Source organism: Cellulomonas sp. PS-H5 (assembly GCF_019265565.1).
In the GTDB taxonomy this organism is placed as follows: domain Bacteria; phylum Actinomycetota; class Actinomycetes; order Actinomycetales; family Cellulomonadaceae; genus Cellulomonas.
Genome location: NZ_JAHVCI010000036.1, coordinates 13,841 through 36,362 on the forward strand (window position 1 = coordinate 13,841; position 22,522 = coordinate 36,362).

Consider the following 22,522-nt stretch of genomic DNA (forward strand, 5'->3'; position numbering starts at 1 on the left):
CAGCCTCGGTGCCGGAGGTGGTGCCGATGCGCACGCGGAACGAGACGGGCCGGCTGGGTGAGGACCTGGCGGCGCGGCTGCTGGAGAACGAGGGCTGGACGGTCCTCGACCGGAACTGGTTCGGGCCGGGCGGCGAGCTCGACCTGGTGGCCCTCGACCCCGACGAGGACGCCGTCGTCGGCGTCGAGGTGAAGACGCGCCGGACGGCGACCTACGGGACGCCGCACGAGGCCGTGACACCGCGGAAGGTGCAGCGGCTGCGCGTGCTGCTCGGCGCCTGGCTCGCGGAGCACGACGTGCACGCCGGCTCGATCCGGCTCGATCTCGTGGCCGTCGAGCTGCGCGACGGACGCCCGCCCCGCGCCGAGCACCTCGCGGGCATCGGCTGATGGCGCTCGGGCGCACCCGGGCCGTCGGCCTCGTCGGGCTCACCGGGCACCTCGTCGAGGTCGAGGCGCACCTCGCGTCGTCGCTGCCCGCCTTCGCGCTCGTCGGGCTGCCGGACACCTCGCTCGCCGAGGCGCGGGACCGCGTGCGGGCGGCCGTCGGGTCGACGGGCCTCACCTGGCCGAACCGCCGCATCACGGTCAACCTGTCGCCCGCCGCGCTGCCCAAGTCGGGGCCGGGGTTCGACCTCGCGGTCGCCGTCGCCGTGCTCGCCGCGGCCGAGCTCCTGGAGGCGCCGCGGGCCGCGGGCGTCGTGCACCTCGGCGAGCTGGGCCTCGACGGGCGCCTCCGCCCGGTGCGGGGCGTCCTGCCGGCCGTCGCCGCCGCCGTCGCCGCCGGGCACCCCGACGTCGTCGTCCCGGAGGCCGACGCGCCCGAGGCCGCCCTGGTCCCGGGCGCGCGGGTCGTCGCCTGCCGGAGCCTTGCGGAGGTCGTCCGGCGGTACGGCGGGGCCGTCGCCGTCCCGGACGTGCCGGCCGTCCCGCCCGCACGGGTCGGCGGGGCGCGCCGCACCCCGTCCGGGGACCTCGCCGACGTGCTCGGGCAGGGCGAGGCCCGTGCGGCGGTCGAGGTCGCCGCGGCGGGCGGGCACCACCTGCTGCTCGTGGGGCCGCCCGGGGCGGGCAAGACCATGCTGGCCTCCCGGCTGCCGGGGCTGCTGCCCGACCTGGACGAGGCCGAGGCCGTCGAGGTCACCGCCGTGCACTCGGTGGCCGGCACGTTCGACCCCGACGGTGGGCTGCTGCGCCGGCCACCCTTCGAGGACCCGCACCACACCGCGACGCCCGCCAGCATCGTCGGCGGCGGCTCCGGGATGCCGCGGCCGGGCGCGGCGTCCCGGGCGCACCGCGGAGTGCTGTTCCTCGACGAGGCCCCCGAGTTCCCGACGGCCGTCCTGCAGACGCTCCGGCAGCCGCTCGAGCACGGCGAGGTCGTCGTGCACCGCGCGGCCGGCGCCGCCCGCTACCCGGCGCGGTTCCAGCTCGTCCTCGCAGCCAACCCCTGCCCGTGCGGTCGGGCCGTCGGCACCGGGATCGCGTGCACCTGCCGCTCGCTCGAGCGGCGGCGGTACTTCGGCAAGATCTCCGGGCCGCTGCTCGACCGCGTCGACGTCCAGGTCGAGGTCCCCGCGGTCCGGAGGGCCGAGCTCGGCGAACCCGCGGAGAGCACCGCCATCGTCGCCGCGCGCGTGGCCGCCGCCCGGACCGCCCAGGCCGGCCGGTGGGCGGGGACGCCCTGGCGGCTCAACGGCGACGTGCCGGGGCGGGTGCTCCGTGACCGGCTGGGACCGGGCCGCGCGCTGCTCGGTCTCGTCGACCGGGGGGTCGACCGGGGCACGCTCACGCTCCGCGGCGCCGACCGGGTGCTGCGCCTGGCCTGGACCGTCGCCGACCTCGCGGGCCGCGCGGCCCCCTCGACGGACGACGTCGGACGCGCCGTCGCGCTGCGGACCCGGGGGCAGGGGGCGTGAGCGCGGGTGAGGGTGCGGCCGCCGAGCGGGGCGGCGACGCCTGGGCGCGGGCCGCGTGGAGCATCGTCGCGGAGCCCGGCGACACCACGGCGGGTGCCGTCGTGGCGGCCCTGGGCGCCTCGGCGGCGCTCGCCTGGGCGCTCTGGGCGGTGACGGCGACCCCGACGGAGGCTGCGCGCCGGCTGCGCGACCTGGCACGCGCCGACGCCGGGACACCCGCCTCGGTCGAGACCGGCGCGGGACCCGGACCGGTCGGTGCGGGTGCCGCCGACCCCTGGCCGGCGGGCACCCACCGCGTGCTCGGACGGGCGGTTCCCCGCTGGGCTCCGCGGCTGGCGGACCTGGACCCGCGACCGGCGCTGGACGACCTCGCGGCGCGGGGTGGGGCCCTCCTGGTGCCGGGCGACCCGGCCTGGCCGCGCGCGCTCGACGACCTCGGCCCTGCCGCGCCGCTCTGCCTCTGGCTCCGCGGCGACCCCGACCTCGCGGGCGCGGCGGCGCGGTCGGCGGCCGTCGTCGGGGCCCGGGCGGCCACGGCCTACGGCGAGCGCGTCGCGGGAGACCTCGGCGCCGGGCTGGCCGACCGCGGCGTCACCGTGGTCTCGGGCGGGGCGTTCGGCGTCGACGTCGCCGCCCACCGCGGCGCCCTGGCGGTGGGAGGGCAGACGGTCGCCCTCCTCGCGGGTGGCATCGACCGCCCGTCGCCGTCGGGCAACCTCGCCGTCCTGGAGCGGATCGTCGACGCCGGGGGCGCCCTCGTCGCCGAGAGCCCGCCCGGCACGCCGCCGAGCCGCGCCCGGTTCCTCCAGCGCAACCGCGTCATCGCGGCGCTCGCGAGGGCGACCGTGGTCGTCGAGGCCGCCTGGCGCAGCGGGGCGCTGAGCACCGCCGCGCGCGCGGGCGAGCTGATGCGTCCCGTCGGCGCCGTGCCCGGCCCCGTCACGTCCGCCGCGTCCGCCGGGTGCCACCGGCTGCTCCGGGACGGGGCGGCCGTGTGCGTGACCGACGCGGCGGAGGTCGTCGAGCTGCTCGACCCGCCCGACGCGGGCGGCGAGGCGGACGGCAGCGTGGCGTCGGGGTCGGGGTCGGGGTCGGTGTCGGGGTTGGAACCCTCGGGCGCGGGTCGGCCGCCGGGGCCCGCCGACCGGTCGGACAGCCCGGCGGCCCGCACCCTCGACGCGCTCGACCGCCGGCGGGCCCGCACGGTGGCCGAGATCGCCCGGCGCGCCGGTCTCGGCGAGGGCGAGGTGATCGCGGCGCTCGGCTTGCTCGAGCTCGCGGGGGACGCGATCCCGGTGGCCGGGCGGTGGCGCCGGAGTGGTGAACGGCGGCGAGGTGGCGGGGCGGTGGCGCCGGGATGGTGAGCGGCGGCGGGGTGGCGGGGCGGTGGCGTCGGGGCGGTGACCCGCCGTGGGGGTGGCGCCGTGTCGGTGCGCCGTCCGCCCGCCGCACGCCAGCGGTGGTGCTCGCACGTCGTGCCGAGCCGCGCGGGCACGACCGGGAAGCAAAACCACACATTCGGTCGGTGATGCGTGCGTTCTCGCGATCGCGGCCCGCGCGGCGTCCGTGGTTCACCCGTGCGGCCCCTCGTCAGCAGGCCGCGGCTGCGCTCCGGCGATTTCGCGCGTGGGAAAACGCATTCACCCGCCCGGCGCACATCCTGGGCCGCCGCCCGGTGTCCGACAGGTGGACGCGATCACCCCGGAACCGCTGCCGAACGGTAGGAAATTGCGTCGTGGAATCGGACATTTGACCGTGATTCGTACAGGGGTGGGTGAAACGCGCCACAGACCGCTTGTCGCCCGGAGGTGTGACAGGTGACCGTAGTGCCGTGCACACGGGGGCTGCAGCGGGACCGGGCCGGGGGACATCCCCGGTGACCGACGCGTTCGCGCTCCACCTGCGCACCCAGCGCGGCCTCTCCGACAACACCGTGCGCGCTTACCTCGGCGACCTGGAGCACCTCGCGGGTTACGCGCGGCGCCACGGCGTGGCCGACCTGCTCGCCGTCGACCTCACGGTCCTGCGCGGCTGGCTCGCCTCGATGGCGACCGCCGAGCGCAGCCGGGCCACGCTGGCTCGGCGCGGCGCCGCCGCCCGCACGTTCTTCGCCTGGGCGGCGCGGACCGGCCGCGTCGCGCAGGACCCGGCGCTGCGTCTGGCGAGCGCCCGCCCGGCGTCGCACCTGCCGACCGTGCTCGACCAGGGCGCGGCCGCCGCGCTGCTCGACACCGCCCGGGTGCGGGCGGACGACGGCGACCCGGTGCACCTGCGGGACTGGGCGGCGCTCGAGCTGCTGTACGCGACCGGTGCGCGCGTCGGCGAGCTGTGCGGCGCGGACGTCGACGACCTGGACCTGGCGACGCGCACGATGCGCCTCACCGGCAAGGGTGACAAGCAGCGCGTCGTCCCGGTCGGGGAGCTGGCGGTCGAGGCGGTCGAGGCCTGGCTGGCCCGCGGCCGGCCGGCCCTCGCCACGGAGACCTCCGGCCCGGCGCTCCTGCTCGGCCGCCGCGGCGCCCGTGCGGACCAGCGCCAGCTGCGCCGGGCGGTGCACGACGTGTCGGCCGCCGCCGGGGTGAGCGACGTGGCCCCCCACGCGCTCCGGCACTCGGCCGCGACGCACCTGCTGGAGGGCGGTTCCGACCTCCGCAGCGTGCAAGAGGTGCTGGGGCACGCGAGCCTCGCCACCACCCAGCGCTACACCCACGTGACCGCGGACCGCCTCCGCGCGTCCTTCGAGCAGGCTCACCCCCGCGCATGACGTCCGAGATGGAGAGGCCCATGTCAGTTCCGGCTGAGGACACCGTCCCGCTGGCTGCCTCGTCGCGCCGTGCGCCGGGTGCGCCGTCCGCGCCCCTCGGGGTGATCCCGCGGCAGCAGTCGCTGGGCACCGACGAGCTCGAGCTGGACGCCGCCGGCGCGGTCGCCGTCGCCGCCGAGGTCGCGGAGGCGGAGCTCGAGGACGTCGACCTCGAGGCGGTCGTCACGCTCACCGCGGTCGACGACCCGGAGCTGGACGACCTCGAGGCGCTCGCGGGTGCGGCGGCGGACCCGGTCGCCCTGGACTGGCAGCTCTTCAAGGCGGGCGGCGACCGCCTGGTGCGCGAGCGGCTGATCCTGCACTACGCCCCGCTGGTCACCGCCGTGGCCGGTCGCGTGGGCATGCGCCTGCCGGCGATGGTCGAGCAGGCCGACCTGGTGTCCTACGGCATGTTCGGCCTGATCGACGCGATCGAGAAGTACGAGCCCGGTCGGTCGGTCAAGTTCGAGACGTACGCGAGCGCCCGCATCCGCGGGGCGATCATCGACGAGCTGCGCGCGATGGACTGGATCCCGCGCTCGGTGCGGACCAAGGCCCGGGCGGTGGACCGCGCGTACGCCGAGCTCGAGAGCAGTCTGCACCGGGTGCCGACGGAGTCCGAGGTGGCCGCCCGGCTGCAGATGGACATCCGCGAGCTGCGGGCGCTGTTCACGCAGCTGTCGACGGTGAACGTGGCGGCGCTGGACGAGCTGCTCGGCGCGGGGGAGGACCGAGGCGACCGGCTGTCGCTGCTCGACACCCTCGGCGACGACCGCACGCCGGACCCCGAGAACTCCTTCGAGGCCCAGGAGACGAAGTTCCTGCTGGCCCGGGCGATCGACCAGCTCGGCGAGCGGGAGAAGCTCGTGCTGGTCCTCTACTACTACGAGGGCATGACCCTCGCCGAGATCGGCCGCGTCCTCGGCGTGACGGAGTCGCGCATCTCGCAGATGCACACCGCCGCGATGCTGCGCCTGCGCGCGCGGCTGACGGAGGCCGACCGCGGCTGACCCGCCGCGGGCGAGCAGGACGACCGGCCCGCCCCGGAGCAGGAGCATCGGGTCGAGGTAGACGTCGCCGTCGCGCACGCCCCAGTGCAGGCAGGCCGGCTCGCAGTGGCTGCGGTCGGCGCCGACGGTGCCGACCACCGACCCCGCCGCCACGCGGTCGCCCACCGCGACGGTCGCGGTGACCGGCTCGACGGAGCTGCGCAGCCCGTCGTCGTGCCTGACCGTCAGCACGGGCCGGTCGACCACGACCCCGGCGAACGCCACCACGCCGGCGCGCGGCGCCAGCACGGGCGTGCCGACGGGCGCGTCGAGGTCGACGCCGCGGTGGCCCGCGGCCCACGGCACCGCCGGGCCGTCGAACGGCTCGACGACCGCGACCGGGTCGACCGGCGCCCGCCACGCGTCGGCCGCGCGCGCGACGACCGCACGCGGCGGGCCGGCACCGAGCACGGTGCGGGCGACCGCCAGCGGCGCGGCGGCGAGCGCGAGCAGCACGACGGTGGCGAGGACGCGGCGGGGGAGCGGGACGACGGGCACGTCCCGAGCGTCCGGGAACCGGCGACCCGCGCGCGGGGCCACCGCCGGCGGCTTGGGGACGCGACACGGTCGTGGCCCCTGTGGAGGGTTCGGTGCCCGCTCGGGGCGCGGTACCGCTCCGGTCGAGGCCCGGCGCGGGTGGCACCCGCCGCCTGCGCGCCGCGCCCCCGTCGAGCGGCGTCGCGCACGTCACGCGGTCGCGTGCCCGCACCGGTCCGGGCCCTCGTGCCCGTCCGGTAGACTCCTCCTTGCGACCGGTACGTGCCGGTCGACATCGCGCGTCATCACCGACGCTCACACCCCCACCGCCCCGGCGGGAGAGGTGCGTGCGGAGGGCCGGCGCCGGCAGCGGTCCGGGACCCCCAGGGGCCCGGTGTCGGCAAGGGCGTGGCGCCAGGGGTGCTTCCCGCTCGGGAGGCGCCGACAACCGGACGAGCGGGTGCGCCGAGGCGGGCCCGCGATCACTGTGCGCGCCCCCGACGCGGGCGCGCGGAAGGACCACCATGGCCGTCGTGACCATGCGCCAGCTGCTCGAGAGCGGTGTCCACTTCGGGCACCAGACCCGCCGCTGGAACCCCAAGATGAAGCGCTTCATCTTCACCGAGCGCAACGGCATCTACATCGTCGACCTGCAGCAGTCGCTGTCCTACATCGACCGCGCGTACGACTTCGTCAAGGAGACGGTCGCCCACGGCGGCACCATCCTGTTCGTCGGCACGAAGAAGCAGGCGCAGGAGCCGGTGGCCGAGCAGGCCGCCCGCGTCGGGATGCCCTACGTCAACCAGCGCTGGCTGGGCGGCATGCTCACCAACTTCCAGACGGTGAACAAGCGCCTGCAGCGCCTCAAGGAGCTCGAGCTCATCGACTTCGACGACGTCGCGGGGAGCGCGTACACGAAGAAGGAGCTCCTCATCATGCGTCGCGAGAAGGACAAGCTCGCGAAGACGCTGGGCGGCATCCGCGACATGACCCGGACCCCGTCCGCGGTCTGGATCGTCGACACCAACAAGGAGCACCTGGCCGTCGACGAGGCGCGCAAGCTGGGCATCCCGATCGTCGCGATCCTCGACACCAACTGCGACCCGGACGTCGTCGACTACCCGATCCCGGGCAACGACGACGCGATCCGCGCCGTGCAGCTGCTGACCCGCGTGATCGCGGACGCGGCCGCCGAGGGCACGCTGCAGCGCCACTCGGGCCGCCAGGGTGGCGCCGAGGCCGCGTCGGCCGAGTCCGAGCCGCTGGCCGAGTGGGAGCGCGAGCTCCTGGCCGGTGCCGAGGAGTCGCTGGCCGCCACGCAGGCGACCGCCGACGAGGCCCCCGCGGGCGAGGCCGGCGCCGCCGAGGGTGCTGCCACCCCGGGTCAGGACGCCGCTCCGGCCGTCGAGGCCGCTGCCGAGGCCGCCGCCACGGAGACCGCCGCCGCCGAGTCCGAGGGCGACGCCGAGTCCAAGTGACCCGGTCCGCCGATCGCACGTACTGACGAGAAGGACGGAACAGATGGCCAACTACTCCATGGCCGACATCAAGGCGCTCCGCGAGAAGACCGGCGCGGGCATGATGGACGTCAAGAAGGCGCTCGAGGAGGCGGAGGGCGACGCCGACAAGGCGCTCGAGATCATCCGCGTCAAGGGCCTGAAGGGCGTCTCCAAGCGTGAGGGCCGCTCGGCCTCCGACGGCCTGGTCGCGGCCGAGGTCGTCACCGCCGGCGACGGCGAGGACGAGGTCGGCGTGATCGTCGAGGTGAACTCGGAGACGGACTTCGTCGCCAAGAACGCCACGTTCATCACCCTGTCGGAGAAGGTGCTCGCCACGGCGGTCGCCTCCGGCGCCCGCGACGCCGACGCGCTGCTCTCGGCCGACGTCGACGGCAAGTCGCTGCAGGAGGTCGTCGACGAGACGGCCGCCGTTCTCGGCGAGAAGGTCGTCGTGCGCCGCGTGGCCCGCGTCGCCGGCGAGAAGGTCTCCGTCTACCTGCACAAGGTGAACAAGGACCTCCCCCCGCAGGTCGGCGTGCTCGTCGCGACCGACGCCAAGGGTGCCGAGGTGGCCCGCGACATCGCGACGCACATCGCCGCGTTCTCGCCGTCCTACCTGACTCGCGACGAGGTCCCGGCCGAGACGGTCGAGAACGAGCGCCGCATCGCCGAGGAGACCGCCCGCAACGAGGGCAAGCCCGAGGCCGCGCTGCCGAAGATCGTCGAGGGCCGCCTGACCGGCTACTTCAAGGACGTCGTCCTCCTGGACCAGCCGTTCGCGAAGGACTCGAAGAAGTCGATCGCCCAGGTGCTCGCCGAGGTCGGCGGCACGGTGACCGGCTTCGTGCGGTTCCGCGTCGGCGCCTGACGACGCCACACCCGGTGGCCCCGGCCCTGATGGGCCGGGGCCACCGGCGCGAGATCCCCGCAGCACCCCGCCGACACCCTGGAGGTACCCCATGACCGAGACCGATCCGCGGCGGGTGCTGCTGAAGCTGTCGGGCGAGGCGTTCGGGGGCGGGTCGATCGGCCTGGACGCCGGCGTGGTGCGCCGCGTGGCCGCCGAGATCGCGGCCGCGGTCGCCGACGGCGTGCAGGTGGCCATCGTGTGCGGCGGCGGCAACTTCTTCCGCGGGGCCGAGCTGGCCCAGAACGGCCTGGACCGGGCCCGCGCGGACTACATGGGCATGCTGGGCACGGTCATGAACTGCCTGGCGCTGCAGGACTTCCTGGAGCAGGCCGGCGTGGACACGCGCGTGCAGACCGCCATCACGATGGGCCAGGTCGCCGAGCCGTACATCCCGCTGCGCGCCATCCGGCACATGGAGAAGGGCCGCGTCGTGATCTTCGGCGCCGGCGCCGGCATGCCGTACTTCTCGACCGACACCGTCTGCGTGCAGCGCGCCCTCGAGACGCACTGCGACGAGGTGCTGATGGGCAAGAACGGTGTCGACGGGGTCTACACCGCGGACCCGCGCACGGACCCCACGGCCACGAAGCTCGACCACCTGACGTACACCGAGGCGATCGTGCAGGAGCTCGGCGTCATGGACTCGACCGCGCTGTCGATGTGCCGCGACAACGGCGTGCGCATGCGCGTCTTCGGGCTGGAGGAGCCGGGCAACGTCACCCGGGTGCTCCGGGGTGAGAAGATCGGGACGCTGGTCACCGAGGACTGACCGCGTCGTCGCCGGCGCCCCGACCGGCAGCACGCCACCAGCACGACCATGACTGAAGGAGCAACCGTGATCGACGAGATCCTCCTCGAGGCCGAGGAGAAGATGGACAAGGCCGTCGAGGTCGCCAAGGAGGACTTCGCCGCGATCCGCACGGGTCGTGCCAACGCGGCGATGTTCAACAAGATCACGGTCGACTACTACGGCAGCCCGACGCCGCTGCAGCAGCTGGCGTCGTTCAACGTCACCGAGGCGCGCACGATCCTCATCTCCCCGTTCGACAAGTCGTCGATGCAGGGGATCGAGAAGGCGCTGCGCGACTCGGACCTGGGTGTGAACCCGACCAACGACGGCAACGTCATCCGCGTGACCCTGCCCGCGCTGACCACCGAGCGCCGCAAGGAGTTCGTCAAGCTCGCCAAGACCAAGGCCGAGGACGCGCGCATCTCCCTGCGCAACATCCGCCGCCGCGCCAAGGACGAGCTGGACCGCCTGGTCAAGGACGGCGACGCCGGCGAGGACGAGGTCGTGCGCGCGGAGAAGGAGCTGGAGGCCGTCACGAAGCGGCACGTCGACCTGGTCGACCAGCTCCTGTCCTCCAAGGAGTCCGAGCTCCTCGAGGTCTGATGTCGTCCCACCCCGCCGTCGCCCCGGCGCCCGGCACCTCGCGTGCCGGGCGCGACCTGCCCGTCGCCGTCGCCGTCGGCCTCGGGCTGCTGGTCCTCGTCGCGGCGTCGCTGTTCATCCGCCGCGAGGCCTTCGGGCTCATCGCGGTCGCCGCGGTGGGCGCCGGCCTCTGGGAGCTCGCGCAGGCGTTCGCCCGGCGCGGCGTGCACATCCCCGTGCTGCCGCTGCTCGTCGGCGACGTCGGCATCCTCGTCTCCGCGTACGTCGCGGGGATGGAGGCCCTGTTCGTCGCGTTCGTGCTGACCGTCGGGGGCATCGTCGTCTGGCGGGTGCTCGACGGCAGCGGCCCGCGGGCGGTGCGGGACGCGACGTCGGGCGTGTTCGCGGCGGCGTACCTGCCGCTCATGGCCGGCTTCGTCATGCTGATGCTGGCGGCCGAGGACGGCGCGATGCGGGTGGCCCTGTTCATCCTGCTCTGCGTCGCGAACGACACCGGCGGCTACGTCGTCGGCGTGCTGATCGGCCGGCACCCGCTGGCGCCGTCGGTCAGCCCCAAGAAGACCTGGGAGGGCCTGCTCGGCTCGGTCGTGCTGGCCTCGGTGGTCGGCGTCCTGGGCGTGCACCTCATGTTCGACGGGGACCCCGCCGTGGGCGCGCTGCTGGGCGTGGCCACGGTCGTGGTCGCGACGCTGGGCGACCTGGGCGAGTCGCTCATCAAGCGCGACCTCGAGCTCAAGGACATGGGCACCCTGCTGCCGGGGCACGGCGGCATCCTGGACCGGATCGACTCGATGCTGCTGGCCGCCCCGGTGGTCTACCTGCTGCTCGAGGCGCTCCAGCCCGTCGCCGGCGCCTGACGCCGCACGGCCGGGGCCCGACCGGCTCCCAGCCCGCACCCAGCACCACCCGACACCCTGACCACGACACCCCCCGAGGAGGACCGCGTGAGCGCCACGCCCGTCGCACTCAACCTGTCGGCCCCGACCCGCGGGGCCCGCGGCAAGCCGCCGAAGCACTTCGTCGACCTGACGCCCGAGGAGCGCGTCGAGGCCGTCACGGCCCTCGGCGAGAAGCCGCTGCGCGCGAAGCAGCTCGCGACGCACTACTTCAGCCACCTGACGGTCGACCCCGCCGCGATGACCGACCTGCCGGCCGCGAGCCGCGACAAGCTGGTCGAGGCCCTGTTCCCGCAGCTGCTGACCGCCGCGCGGACCATGCAGGCCGACGGCGGCACCACGGTCAAGACCCTGTGGCACCTGTTCGACGGCGCCAAGGTCGAGTCGGTGCTCATGAGGTACGCGCACCGGTCCACGCTCTGCGTGTCCAGCCAGGCGGGCTGCGGCATGGCCTGCCCGTTCTGCGCCACCGGCCAGCTCGGGCTGACCCGCAACCTGTCGACCGCGGAGGTCGTCGAGCAGGTGCGCGCCGCGGCTGCCGCGCTGGAGGCCGGCGAGGTCCCCGGCGGTCCGACCCGGCTGTCGAACGTCGTGTTCATGGGCATGGGCGAGCCGCTCGCGAACTACAAGACCGTCATGGAGACCGTGCGGCGCATGATCGCGCCGGTCCCGGACGGCCTGGGCATGTCGGCCCGCAACATCACCGTCTCGACGGTCGGCCTGGTGCCCGCGATGCGCAAGCTCGCGAAGGAGGGCATCCCGGTGACGCTCGCGCTGTCGCTGCACGCCCCCGACGACGAGCTGCGCAACGAGCTCGTGCCGATCAACACCCGGTGGAGCGTCGCGGAGACCATCGACGCCGCCTACGAGTACTTCCAGGCGACCGGCCGGCGGGTGTCCATCGAGTACGCGCTGATGCGCGACATCAACGACCAGGCGTGGCGCGCCGACCTGCTGGGCACCGAGCTCAACCGGCGGGGCCGCGGCTGGGTGCACTGCAACCCCATCCCGCTGAACCCGACGCCCGGTTCGAAGTGGACGGCGAGCGATCCCGCGGTCGAGCAGGAGTTCGTGGCACGCTTGCGCGCACACGGCATCCCGACCACCGTCCGGGACACCCGTGGGTCCGACATCGACGGTGCGTGCGGCCAGCTGGCGGCTGAGGAGGACTGATGAGCGGCGGCGCCATGTTCCGGCGGGTCACCGGGATGCGGACGGGGTACCACCCCGAGGAGGTCGACGACTTCTTCACCCACGCCCGGACGGTCTACGAGCAGGGCCCCGCCGGCGCGCTGTCCAGCCGTGACGTGCGGACCGTCGCGTTCGACCTCGTCCGGCACGGCTACTCCACCACCGCCGTCGACGCCGCGCTCGACCGGCTCGAGGCCGCGTTCGTCGCGCGGTCCCGCGCCGACTTCATCGCCGACCGCGGGCGCCAGGCGTGGATGGAGACGCTCGCCGAGCAGGCGCGCTCGCTGTACGGCCGGCTGACCCGCCCCGAGGGCGAGCGGTTCGGGCACCCGAAGGGCCGCCAGCCCGGGTACGACGCGGCCGAGGTCGACGCGCTGTGCGACCGCCTCGTCGCCTACTTCGACACCAACGCGCCGCTGACCGCGCAGGAGGTGCGCTCCGCGGTGTTCACCCGCCGCAAGGGCGCCCGCGCGTACGCCGAGGGCCCCGTCGACGCGTTCCTCGAGCGCGCCGTGGACGTGCTGCTCGCCGCGGAGTGAGTCCCGCTCGGGCAGGATGGGGCGGATGAACGCGCGTACCGTCGTCCTGCTCGGCTCCACCGGATCGATCGGCACCCAGGCCGCCGACGTCATCACGCGGAACCCGGAGCGGTTCCGGGTCACCGGGATCAGCGCCGGGGGCTCGGACCCCGTCGCGCTGGCGCGGCAGGCGGTGTCGCTCGGCGCGCAGACGGTCGCCGTCGCCGACCCGGACGTCGCGGGGACCGTGTTCGCCGAGGTCGTGCGCGCCTCCGCCGAGGCGGGGCTCCGCCAGGTCGGCGTCGAGGTGCTGACCGGCCGGGACGCGGCGTCCCAGCTCGCCGCCCGGGGCGCCGACGTCGTGCTCAACGGCATCACCGGGTCCGTCGGGCTCGGGCCCACCCTCGCCGCGCTCGGCTCCGGCAGCGTGCTGGCCCTCGCGAACAAGGAGTCGCTGGTGGCCGGCGGGCCGCTCGTGCGGGCCGCGGTCCAGCGCCCCGGGCAGGTGGTCCCCGTCGACTCGGAGCACTCCGCGATCGCGCAGTGCCTGCGCGGCGGGCGGCGGTCCGAGGTCCGGCGGCTGGTGCTCACCGCGTCCGGCGGCCCGTTCCGCGGCCGCACCCGGGCCGAGCTCGCCGACGTGACCCCCGAGCAGGCGCTCGCGCACCCGACGTGGTCGATGGGTCCGGTCGTCACGATCAACTCGGCCACCCTGGTCAACAAGGGGCTCGAGCTCATCGAGGCGCACCTGCTGTTCGACGTGCCGGTGGCCGACATCCAGGTGGTCGTGCACCCGCAGTCGGTCGTGCACTCGATGGTGGAGTTCGCGGACGGCTCGACGATCGCGCAGGCGTCCCCGCCGGACATGCGGCTGCCGATCGCCCTCGGGCTGGCCTGGCCGGACCGGCTGCCGGACGCCGCGGCGCCCGTCGACTGGACGCGGTCCGGCCGGTGGGAGTTCGAGCCGCTGGACGAGGACACGTTCGGCGCCGTGGCGCTCGCCCGGGCCGCGGTCGCCGCATCCGCCACGCACCCGGCCGTGTACAACGCGGCCAACGAGGAGGCCGTCGCGGCGTTCCTCGCCGGGCGGCTCGGGTTCCTCGGCATCGTGCAGACCGTGGAGGAGGTGCTGGCCGCGCACGACGGCGGCCCGGTGCGCGACGTCGCGGACGTGCAGGCGGCGGAGGACTGGGCCCGCGCCCGCGCCCGGGAGCGGGTCGCGGCGGCCTGAGCCCGGCCGCCGGGCCGTCGGGTCGTCGAGATCGGTGGTTCGCGTCGAGAACGGTGGTTCCAAGCACCGATCTCGGGCGGGAGCACCGATCTCGGCGGGGCCGCCGGGTCGCGCGCGCCGGGTCAGCAATCGCCGGCGAGACCTGTGAGCCGGCTCGGGCGGCCCGTGGCGCGCTCCTCCCGGTCGGCCAGGGCTGCCGCGCCGTCCCGGAGCGTCCCCGCGACCCGGTCCGTGAACCGCCGCGTGGCCGCGCCGTCCAACTCGCGCGACCCGCGGCGCGCCGGCCCGCGCCCCGCCGGCCCGCGCACCACCCACGGCAGCCGCGTCAGCGCCCCGTCGCCCCCGGTCAGCAGCTCCGCCAGCGTCCGCCCCGCGATGTTCCCCGCGGCGACGCCGTCGTCCCCGCCGCCGTCCGCCCAGGCGAGCCCCGCGTCGGCGTCGAACCCGAGCGCCGGCAGCGGCCCGCCGGCGAGCGCGACGCCCCACGCGTGGGTGGTCCGCCCCTCGGCGCCGGGGGGCAGCAGCCCCGCCAGAGCCCGCTGGAGGCGCAGCACGGCGGCGAGGTCCTGGCCGGACGGGGCGGCGGGGGTGCGCGCGCTCCGCAGGCTGAGCACGAGCCGGTCGTCGGCGGTCCGCAGGGCCCGGACGGGCCGGTGGCCGGCGTCGGCGAGCACGACCCCGCGCCGCAGGCCCAGCGCCGCCCACACGTCCTCGCCGAGCGGCGCGGTGGCGACGGCGTGCCGGGCGCCCGCCGGGGCCCCGTCGCCGGTGGCCCGGACGACGAGGGGCGCGCGCACCGTGCCCTGGTCGGTGACGACGGCGCCGGGGGAGAGCCGCAGCGCCCGGGTGCCCTCGGTGACGCGGGCGCCGTGCGCGGTCAGCACGTCGACGAGCCCCCGGACGAGCGCCACGGGCTGGAGCCGGCCCACGTCGGGCGCGAGGGTGCCGCCCAGCGCCCCGGGCGCCCGCACGAGGCGGGCCACGTCGTCCGGCCCGAGCAGCTCCACCTCGTCGCCCCAGGCCCGGGCGGCCCCGGTGCCGGCGGTGAGCCGCGCCAGCTGCGCCGGCGTGCGCGCGACGGTGAGCAGGCCGCCGACCGCCACGTCGGCGTCGATCTGCTCGGCCGCGGCGACGCCGCCCACCTCGACGACGGCGTCGCGCAGGGCGGCACGCGCGCTGCGGGCCGCCTCGGGTCCGTGCGCGGCGGCGACCCGGGCGGCGGCGGACGCGGGTCCGGCGCCGTACCAGCCGCCGGTCCGCCCGCTGGCTCCGGCCCCGGCGACGTCCCGCTCGACGACGAGGACGTCGAGGGCAGGGTCCGCCTCGAGGAGGTAGTACGCGGTCCACAGCCCGGTGAGCCCCGCGCCCACGACGACGACGTCGGCGGTGGTGTCCCCGTCGAGCGGCTCGCGCGGCGGGCGGGGGTCCACCGCCTCGGCCTGGTCGAACCACAGGGACCGCGCCGACGGGTCGCCCCCGGTGCTCCACCGCAGGACGAGGGCGGAGCCGTCGTGGCCGGGCCCCACCTCGTGCACGTCCTCCACGCCACCTCCCGGGGTCGTCGGGCGTCGGACCGATCGTCACGGTTCGCCCCCGGCGGCGCAAGGCGGTCGCCGGACGGGTGATCCGGCGGGTGACCGGGCCCCTGCGCCCCTCCGGCCCGCGACCTGCGGGGTACCGTGCCACGACGAGTCCCTCCCCGGCAGCACCGGGCCGCCCGGAACGAGGAGCGATGTCCGCACCCACACCACCGCCGCGGGACCTGCCGGTCGCCCGGCGGTCCGGCGACCCGACGCTGGGTCTCATCCGGCGGGTGCTGCTGGTCTGCCTGCTGTTCGGTGCGGTGTCGGTCGTCGCGGTGGCGGTGCTGCGCTGGGACGACGTGCTGCTGCGGGCGGCGTCGCCGGTGCTGCTGGTCGTCGTGCTGCTGTTCGCCTGGCTGGTGCTGCGGCGCCCCGCGGCCACGGTGCCGGTGTCGCGGGTCGTGCTGCTCGGGCTGGACGCGCTGTGGCTCGTGACGATGGGCAGCCGGCTGGGCTCGGCCGGGGGCGGGGGCTGGGACGCGCTGTTCCCGACGACGTTCATGGGCCTCGCGCTGTTCGTGGTGATCGGCTACCTGGTGTTCCCGACCCGGTTCGCGGCGCTGCACGCGGCCGCGGTGGTCCTCGCGACGCTGGCGGTCGGCTGGGTCGCTCTCGCGCTCGGCCCGTCCGACGGTGACGCGCGCGGGCACGCGGTCGACCTGGCGCGGTACGCGGTGTACCTGGCCGTGCTGGCGGCGATGGTCTGGGTGCTGTCCCGCACAAAGGAGCACGCCGCCCGGGCGTTCCAGGTCGCGGAGCACGCCAGCGCGGAGGCGGCGTCCATGCGGGAGATGGCCTACCGCGACCCGCTGACCGGCGCGGCGAACCGCCGTCGGCTCGAGGACGAGCTGGCATACCAGGCGCGGGTCGTCGGGTCGGGGCTGGACGTGGCGCTGGTCTACCTGGACCTGGACCGGTTCAAGGCGGTGAACGACGTGCACGGCCACGCCGTCGGCGACCGGGTGCTGGTGGCGGTGGCGCGGGCGCTGGAGCAGCACGTGCGGTCCGGGGACCTGGTCGCGCGGCTGGGCGGCGAGGAGTTCCTCGTGGTCGCGCCCGGGACGGGGGCCGACGACGCGCGGGCGCTGGCCGAGCGGCTGCGCGCGGCGGTCCCGGGCGCGGTGCGGGGGCAGGCGCCGGTGGACGTGACGGCGAGCCTCGGGGTCACCGCCCTGCGGGCGGGCGAGGAGCCGGCCGCCGCGCTCGGCCGCGTCGACGCGCTGATGTACCGGGCCAAGCGCGCGGGCCGGGACCGGGTGGTCGTCGACGGCGACCCGGACCACGACGCGGACCCCGGCACGGCCGACGTCCAGCCCGCCCCCAGGAATCCGGGGCAGGATGGGGGGTCGTCCCACCCCCGCCGAGCCGACCCGCTCGGCGGGTCGCCGCACTGAACGGAGACCCCCGCATGGCCTACGCGATCGGCGTCGTGGTGCTCGTGGTGGGCATCCTCGTGTCCATCGCGCTGCACGAGGTCGGGCACATGGTGCCGGCCAAGAAGTTCGGCGTGCGCGTGAGCCAGTACATGGTCGGCTTCGGCCCGACCCTGTGGTCCCGGACGAAGGGCGAGACGGAGTACGGGGTCAAGGCCATCCCGCTCGGCGGCTACGTCCGGCTGATCGGCATGTACCCGACCCCCGACGCGGTGGGGAACCCGCCGGTGCGCGGGTTCTTCAGCCGGATCGCCGCCGACGCCCGCGAGGCCAGCGCGGAGGAGATCCGCCCGGGGGAGGACCACCGGGCGTTCTACCGGCTCTCGACGCCGAAGAAGCTCGTGGTCATGCTCGGCGGGCCGGTGATGAACCTGATCATCGCCGTGGTGCTGCTGGCGGTCGTGCTCGTCGGCATCGGCGTGCAGGGCGCCAGCACGACGCTGTCCTCGGTGAGCCAGTGCGTGCTCCCGGCGGGGTCGACCGCGACGGAGTGCTCGGCCGACGACCCGGCTGCCCCGGGCGCGGAGGCCGGCCTGCAGCCCGGCGACACCGTGGTGTCGTACGACGGCGTGGCGATCACGTCCTGGGACCAGCTCAGCGGCCTGATCCGCGGCTCGGGCGACCAGGCCGTGCCGGTCGTCGTCGAGCGCGACGGCGAGCGCGTCGAGCTCACGGTGACCCCGGTGGTCGCCGAGCGGCCGGTGACGGACGACGCGGGGCAGGCGGTCCTCGACGACGACGGCGACCCGGTGACGCGCCCGGTCGGGTTCCTCGGCGTGAGCCCCGGGACGGAGCTGCAGCGGCAGCCGGTGTCCGAGGTGGTGGAGCTGACCGGCGACGCCGTGTGGCAGACCATGCGGGCCGTCGTCACGCTGCCGGCGAACCTGGTCGGCATCGCGGAGAGCGCGTTCGGGGACGGGGAGCGGAGCGCCGAGGGCGTGCTCGGCCCGGTCGGCGTGGCGCGGCTGGCCGGCGAGGTCGCCTCGTCGGACGCGACGGGCGTCGGGGTCGCGGAGCGGGTGTCCGGGATGCTCAGCCTGCTCGCGTCGCTGAACATCGCGCTGTTCGTGTTCAACCTCATCCCGCTCGTCCCGCTGGACGGCGGGCACGTCGCGGCGGCGCTCTGGGAGGGCCTCAAGCGCCAGGTCGCCCGGCTGCGGAAGCTGCCCCGGCCGCGCCCCGCGGACGCCGCCCGGCTGCAGCCCGTGGCGCTCGCGGTGTTCGTCGTGCTCGGCGGGATGGGCCTGCTGCTCGCCTACGCGGACATCGTCGCGCCGATCACGTTCGGCTGAGCGGCGACCGGCCGGCCCTGCTCGGGCGCGGTGCGGCCCCGCGGTGCGATGATGGCCCGGTGAGCACCCCCATCAGCCTGGGCATGCCGGAGGCTCCTCCGCCGGTGCTGGCCCCGCGCCGCCCGACCCGGAAGATCCGCGTGGGCAAGGTCGAGGTCGGGGGCGACGCCCCGGTCAGCGTGCAGTCGATGACGACGACCCTGACCTCCGACGTGAACGCGACCCTGCAGCAGATCGCCGAGCTGACCGCGGCGGGCTGCGACATCGTCCGCGTGGCGGTGCCGACGCAGGACGACGCGGACGCGTTGCCGGCCATCGCGCGCAAGTCGCAGATCCCGGTGGTCGCCGACATCCACTTCCAGCCGCGGTACGTGTTCGCCGCGATCGACGCCGGCTGCGCGGCCGTGCGGGTCAACCCGGGCAACATCCGGAAGTTCGACGACCAGGTCAAGGAGATCGCCCGCGCCGCGCAGGACGCCGGGGTGTCGCTGCGGATCGGCGTCAACGCCGGCTCGCTCGACCCGCGGCTGCTCGCGAAGTACGGCAAGGCGACGCCGGAGGCCCTGGTCGAGTCGGCCGTGTGGGAGGCGTCGCTGTTCGAGGAGCACGACTTCCACGACTTCAAGATCTCGGTGAAGCACAACGACCCGGTCGTGATGGTGCGCGCCTACGAGCTGCTGTCCGAGCGCGGCGACTGGCCGCTGCACCTCGGGGTGACCGAGGCCGGCCCGGCGTTCCAGGGCACGATCAAGTCGGCGACCGCGTTCGGCGCGCTGCTGAGCAAGGGCATCGGCGACACGATCCGGGTCTCGCTGTCGGCGCCTCCGGTCGAGGAGGTCAAGGTCGGGATCCAGATCCTGCAGTCGCTGAACCTCCGGCCGCGCAAGCTCGAGATCGTGTCCTGCCCGTCGTGCGGGCGCGCGCAGGTGGACGTGTACACGCTGGCCGAGCGGGTCACCGCCGGCCTGGAGGGCCTCGAGGTGCCGCTGCGGGTCGCGGTGATGGGCTGCGTGGTGAACGGCCCGGGCGAGGCGCGCGAGGCGGACCTCGGCGTGGCGTCGGGCAACGGCAAGGGGCAGATCTTCGTGCGCGGCGAGGTCGTGCGCACGGTCCCGGAGTCGGCGATCGTCGAGACGCTCATCGACGAGGCGATGCGGATCGCCGAGGGCATGGAGCCGGCCGGCGACGGACCCGGCGGCCCCGTGGTGACGGTGGGCTGACGCCGGTGCGGGGGCTCTGGGAGGACCTGGCGGCGGGGCGGCCGCCGGCGGGCGCCGACGGTGCGCGGGTGCTGGCCGACGCGGACCTGCCGCGCGCGCTCGCGCTGTGCGCGCAGGACCCGGTGGCGGCGGTGCTCGCGACCACCCGGCTCGAGCAGGCGGCGGTCGTCGGGCTGCGCCGCTCCGGCGGGCAGCTGTGGGGGTACGAGGTCGACGGCGCGCTCGTCGCGCTCGCCTGGGCCGGCGCCAACCTGGTGCCCGTCGTCCCGGACCCCGCGGTACGGGTGGCGGCGCTCGACGCGTTCGCGGCGATGGGCCGGGCCCAGGGGCGGCGGTGCTCGTCGGTGGTCGGGGACGCCGAGGCGGTGCTGCCGCTCTGGGAGCGGCTGGCGCCCGCGTGGGGCGTGGTCCGGGAGGTCCGTGCGGAGCAGCCGTCGATGGTGATCGACGGCGACCCGGTGGTCGCGCCCGACCCGGCCGTGCGGCGCTCGGTGCCGGAGGAGTACGACCTGGTCCTGCCGGCCTGCGTGCGGATGTTCACCGAGGAGGTCGGCTACTCGCCGATCGGCGGCACCGGCGGGGCGTACGAGGCCCGGGTGCGCTCGCTCGTGCGCGAGGGCCGGTCGTTCGTCCGGATCGACCCCGGCGACGACGGGGCGCCGCAGGTGGTCTTCAAGGCCGAGCTGGGCGCCGTCGCCGGCGGGGTGGCCCAGGTGCAGGGCGTGTGGGTCGAGCCCACGCGGCGCGGCGAGCGGCTGTCCGAGGCCGGGATGGCGGCGGTGGTGGCCGCGACCCGGCGGGACGTGGCGCCGACGGTGTCGCTGTACGCGAACCACTACAACGAGCGGGCGCTCGCGGCGTACCGCGCGGTGGGCTTCCGCCGCGTGGGCACGTACGCGACGGTGCTGTTCTAGGCGCCCGGCCCGGCGTCAGGCGCCGGTGGTCGTGGTCGCGCCCGCCGTCGGGGTGCCCGCCGCGTCCGTCAGCGGCTGGTCGGCCGCCAGCCGGTCCCAGAGGTCCTGCGCCTGCGACGTCCACACCACGCGGTACCGGTCCTGCGGCGCCTCGGCGACCGGCACGGTCACCGGCTGCAGCGTGGCCGGGTCGACGTCGCGCAGCGTCAGCGCCAGGCCGGCGAGGTCCCGCACGTCCGCCAGGCCCTCGCTGATCGACAGCGACCGCGTGACGGAGGTGAGCACCGGCATCAGCGTCGTCGGGTCGGAGAGCAGTCCCGCGCCCTGCACCTGGGCGGCCAGCGCGTCGACGAGCTGCTGCTGCCGCTCGATGCGCGCCAGGTCCGAGCCCATCTCGAGCCCGTTGCCGGTCCCGGTGCGGGCGCGCAGGAACTGCAGCGCGGTTGTGCCGTCGAACGTCTGCGGCCCGGCGGGGACGTGCAGGCCGGCCTTGGGGGAGTCCATCGCCTCCGGCAGGTCCATGGGCACGCCGCCGAGCGCGTCGATGACGTCCCGGACCCCGTCCATCTTCACGACGATGCTCTCGTCGGTGCGCAGCCCGCTGTTCTGCTCGAAGGTGCGCCGCGTGCAGGCCGCCGCCGCGGCGAGGTTCTCGGTGTCGCCGCCGCCGATGTGGAACGCGTCGTTGAACATCGCGTCCGACTGCGGGTCGGTGGTGCTGCCGTCCTCGAGCGTGCAGGACGGGATGTCGACCAGGGAGTCGCGCGGGATCGAGACGACGTCCACCCGGCTCCGGTCGGCGGACAGGTGCACGAGCATCGTGGTGTCCGAGCGCATGCCGTCGACCTCGCCGGCGATCTCGGCGTTCTCGCCGTCCCGGAGGTCGGTGCCCATCACCAGGATGTTGAGCGGCCGGCCGGCGTAGCCGTCGACGGGGTCCTCCTCCGCGGGGGCCGTCGGCCGGTCGTCGCCCAGGAACTGGTCCACGTCGGCGGCGTCGATGCTGCCCTGCACCTGGGCGTACAGCGCGACGGCACCGGTGGTGCCGCCCAGCGCGAGCACGCCGGCGGTCGCAGCGGCGACGCGGGCGACGCGGCGGCCGACGCCCCCGCGGGCGCGGCGGACGTGCCGGGCGGGGCGCTGCACGGCGCGGCTGTGCCGGACGGGGCGGTCGCTCCTGAGGGTGGTCTCGGGCATGGCTCCCACGCTAGGGAGGGTCGCGCGGGGGCCGCTCGGCGAGCGCGGAGAGCCCTCGGAGGGATCCTGTGCGGGACGTGTGAAGCCCGCCTCAGCGCAGCAGCCGGGACATCCGCCGGTCGGCCAGCGGCTTGCCGCCGGTCTGGCAGGTCGGGCAGTACTGCAGCGACGAGTCGGCGAACGACACCTCGTGCACGGTGTCCCCGCAGGGGACGCCGTCCCAGCCGGGGCAGGGCTCGCCCGTGCGGCCGTGCACCCGCATGCCGCGGCGCTTGGCGTCCTTGAGCTCGGCGGCGGGCCGGCCGGCGGCGGTCGCGACGGCCTCCCGCAGCACGCCCACCGTGGCGGCGTGCAGCCGGGCGACGGCGTCGGCGTCGAACGACCGGGTGAGCGCGAACGGGCTGGTGCGGGCGACGAGCAGGATCTCGTCCGAGTAGGCGTTGCCGATGCCCGCGATCGTGCCCTGGTCGCGCAGCAGCCCCTTGACCTGCTGGTTGCGCGCGGCCATGAGCTCCCCGAGCCGCTCGGGCGTGAACTCCTCGGACAGCGGCTCGACGCCGAGCGTGGCGACCTGCGGCACCTCGGCCGGGTCGGCGACCACGTGCACCGCCAGCCGCTTGCGGGTGCCCGCCTCGGTGAGGTCGAAGCCCGACCCGTCGTCCAGCCGCACCCGCAGCGCGAGCGGCGACTTCCCGGGCCGGACCGGCGTCGCGGGCAGCTGCTCGGACCAGCGCAGCCAGCCCGCGCGCGCGAGGTGGAACACCAGGTGCAGGGGCTCGCCGAGGCCGCCGCCCGCGGCCGGGGGCGCGACGCCGAGGTCGAGCCACTTGCCGTGCCGGCCTGCGGACACGACGGTGCCGCCGGTGAGGTCGGTGGGCGCGGGGCGGAACGTCTTGAGGGCGCTGATCGCCCCGACCTCGACCCCCGCGACGGTGCGCCCCACGGCGCGCTCGCGCAGGAACTCGGCCAGCGACTCGACCTCGGGCAGCTCGGGCATG

At 75.9% G+C, this 22,522-nt stretch carries 20 protein-coding genes and 1 pseudogene; 17 read left to right on the forward strand and 4 right to left on the reverse strand.

What is annotated here, in order from left to right; genetic code table 11:
* Nucleotides 1-26 precede the first annotated feature (26 nt).
* The 5 genes from J5O08_RS13760 to whiG all read left to right on the forward strand — a co-directional run bounded on the left by J5O08_RS13760 (nucleotide 27) and on the right by whiG (nucleotide 5,731).
* A complete protein-coding gene (locus tag J5O08_RS13760; RefSeq protein WP_218707455.1) occupies nucleotides 27-389 on the forward strand; it encodes a YraN family protein in 363 nt (120 codons plus the stop codon).
* A complete protein-coding gene (locus tag J5O08_RS13765) occupies nucleotides 389-1,918 on the forward strand; it encodes a YifB family Mg chelatase-like AAA ATPase (RefSeq protein ID WP_218707457.1) in 1,530 nt (509 codons plus the stop codon). Before J5O08_RS13760 ends, J5O08_RS13765 begins: the two co-directional genes overlap by 1 nt.
* On the forward strand, nucleotides 1,915-3,282 hold the full coding sequence (dprA, locus tag J5O08_RS13770) for a DNA-processing protein DprA (protein WP_218707459.1): 1,368 nt from the start codon (nucleotides 1,915-1,917) through the stop codon (nucleotides 3,280-3,282). Before J5O08_RS13765 ends, dprA begins: the two co-directional genes overlap by 4 nt.
* Nucleotides 3,283-3,794: 512 nt before the next feature.
* A complete protein-coding gene (locus J5O08_RS13775; protein WP_308281615.1) occupies nucleotides 3,795-4,682 on the forward strand; it encodes a tyrosine recombinase XerC in 888 nt (295 codons plus the stop codon).
* A gap of 20 nt (nucleotides 4,683-4,702) precedes the next feature.
* Nucleotides 4,703-5,731 (forward strand): RNA polymerase sigma factor WhiG, encoded by a 1,029-nt coding sequence (gene whiG, locus J5O08_RS13780; RefSeq protein ID WP_218707461.1) that lies wholly within the window; start codon nucleotides 4,703-4,705, stop codon nucleotides 5,729-5,731.
* A 60-nt stretch (nucleotides 5,732-5,791) separates the two neighbouring features.
* On the opposite strand, the pseudogene J5O08_RS13785 reads toward whiG, so the two are convergent.
* Nucleotides 5,792-6,310: pseudogene (locus tag J5O08_RS13785) on the reverse strand (M23 family metallopeptidase); the annotation flags it as partial.
* A gap of 461 nt (nucleotides 6,311-6,771) precedes the next feature.
* Between J5O08_RS13785 and rpsB the strand changes: the two are divergent.
* From rpsB to dxr, 8 genes are all read left to right on the forward strand, one after another.
* Nucleotides 6,772-7,725, forward strand: coding sequence for a 30S ribosomal protein S2 (rpsB, locus tag J5O08_RS13790; RefSeq protein WP_218707462.1), 954 nt, complete (start codon nucleotides 6,772-6,774; stop codon nucleotides 7,723-7,725).
* Nucleotides 7,726-7,768: 43 nt separating this feature from the next.
* Entirely contained in the window at nucleotides 7,769-8,614 is an 846-nt protein-coding gene (tsf, locus tag J5O08_RS13795; protein WP_147793865.1) for a translation elongation factor Ts, read from the forward strand.
* A gap of 91 nt (nucleotides 8,615-8,705) precedes the next feature.
* The gene (gene pyrH, locus J5O08_RS13800) at nucleotides 8,706-9,425 is read left to right on the forward strand and encodes a UMP kinase (protein WP_147793864.1); all 720 of its coding nucleotides are present in this window, start codon (nucleotides 8,706-8,708) and stop codon (nucleotides 9,423-9,425) included.
* 66 nt (nucleotides 9,426-9,491) lie between these two features.
* Nucleotides 9,492-10,049 (forward strand): ribosome recycling factor, encoded by a 558-nt coding sequence (gene frr / locus J5O08_RS13805; protein WP_218707463.1) that lies wholly within the window; start codon nucleotides 9,492-9,494, stop codon nucleotides 10,047-10,049.
* On the forward strand, nucleotides 10,049-10,906 hold the full coding sequence (locus tag J5O08_RS13810; protein ID WP_218707464.1) for a phosphatidate cytidylyltransferase: 858 nt from the start codon (nucleotides 10,049-10,051) through the stop codon (nucleotides 10,904-10,906). Before frr ends, J5O08_RS13810 begins: the two co-directional genes overlap by 1 nt.
* Nucleotides 10,907-10,993: 87 nt before the next feature.
* Nucleotides 10,994-12,118: a 23S rRNA (adenine(2503)-C(2))-methyltransferase RlmN gene (gene rlmN, locus J5O08_RS13815; RefSeq protein WP_217616031.1), complete on the forward strand. Its 1,125-nt coding sequence runs from the start codon at nucleotides 10,994-10,996 to the stop codon at nucleotides 12,116-12,118.
* A complete protein-coding gene (locus J5O08_RS13820; RefSeq protein WP_147793861.1) occupies nucleotides 12,118-12,675 on the forward strand; it encodes a DivIVA domain-containing protein in 558 nt (185 codons plus the stop codon). The genes rlmN and J5O08_RS13820 overlap by 1 nt, the downstream gene beginning before the upstream one ends.
* A gap of 25 nt (nucleotides 12,676-12,700) precedes the next feature.
* Nucleotides 12,701-13,885, forward strand: coding sequence for a 1-deoxy-D-xylulose-5-phosphate reductoisomerase (dxr, locus tag J5O08_RS13825; RefSeq protein WP_218707465.1), 1,185 nt, complete (start codon nucleotides 12,701-12,703; stop codon nucleotides 13,883-13,885).
* Between the two features lie 122 nt (nucleotides 13,886-14,007).
* Here dxr and J5O08_RS13830 read toward each other — a convergent pair whose 3' ends face one another.
* Complete coding sequence (locus J5O08_RS13830) at nucleotides 14,008-15,429, reverse strand: FAD-dependent oxidoreductase (RefSeq protein ID WP_308281616.1); 1,422 nt, start codon at nucleotides 15,427-15,429, stop codon at nucleotides 14,008-14,010.
* A gap of 188 nt (nucleotides 15,430-15,617) precedes the next feature.
* Here J5O08_RS13830 and J5O08_RS13835 point away from each other — a divergent pair, with 188 nt between their 5' ends.
* The 4 genes from J5O08_RS13835 (at nucleotide 15,618) to J5O08_RS13850 (ending at nucleotide 20,327) form a co-directional block, all read left to right on the forward strand.
* Nucleotides 15,618-16,862: a diguanylate cyclase gene (locus tag J5O08_RS13835; RefSeq protein ID WP_218707466.1), complete on the forward strand. Its 1,245-nt coding sequence runs from the start codon at nucleotides 15,618-15,620 to the stop codon at nucleotides 16,860-16,862.
* 14 nt (nucleotides 16,863-16,876) lie between these two features.
* Nucleotides 16,877-18,193 (forward strand): RIP metalloprotease, encoded by a 1,317-nt coding sequence (locus J5O08_RS13840; protein ID WP_218707467.1) that lies wholly within the window; start codon nucleotides 16,877-16,879, stop codon nucleotides 18,191-18,193.
* Nucleotides 18,194-18,276: 83 nt separating this feature from the next.
* The gene (gene ispG / locus J5O08_RS13845; RefSeq protein ID WP_217616054.1) at nucleotides 18,277-19,413 is read left to right on the forward strand and encodes a flavodoxin-dependent (E)-4-hydroxy-3-methylbut-2-enyl-diphosphate synthase; all 1,137 of its coding nucleotides are present in this window, start codon (nucleotides 18,277-18,279) and stop codon (nucleotides 19,411-19,413) included.
* Between the two features lie 5 nt (nucleotides 19,414-19,418).
* On the forward strand, nucleotides 19,419-20,327 hold the full coding sequence (locus J5O08_RS13850; RefSeq protein ID WP_308281617.1) for a DUF4081 domain-containing protein: 909 nt from the start codon (nucleotides 19,419-19,421) through the stop codon (nucleotides 20,325-20,327).
* A 15-nt stretch (nucleotides 20,328-20,342) separates the two neighbouring features.
* Here J5O08_RS13850 and J5O08_RS13855 read toward each other — a convergent pair whose 3' ends face one another.
* Together J5O08_RS13855 and J5O08_RS13860 are read right to left on the reverse strand one after the other, a co-directional pair.
* Nucleotides 20,343-21,524 (reverse strand): LCP family protein, encoded by a 1,182-nt coding sequence (locus tag J5O08_RS13855; protein WP_218707468.1) that lies wholly within the window; start codon nucleotides 21,522-21,524, stop codon nucleotides 20,343-20,345.
* 91 nt (nucleotides 21,525-21,615) lie between these two features.
* A complete protein-coding gene (locus tag J5O08_RS13860; RefSeq protein WP_218707469.1) occupies nucleotides 21,616-22,521 on the reverse strand; it encodes an Fpg/Nei family DNA glycosylase in 906 nt (301 codons plus the stop codon).
* Nucleotide 22,522 lies beyond the last annotated feature (1 nt).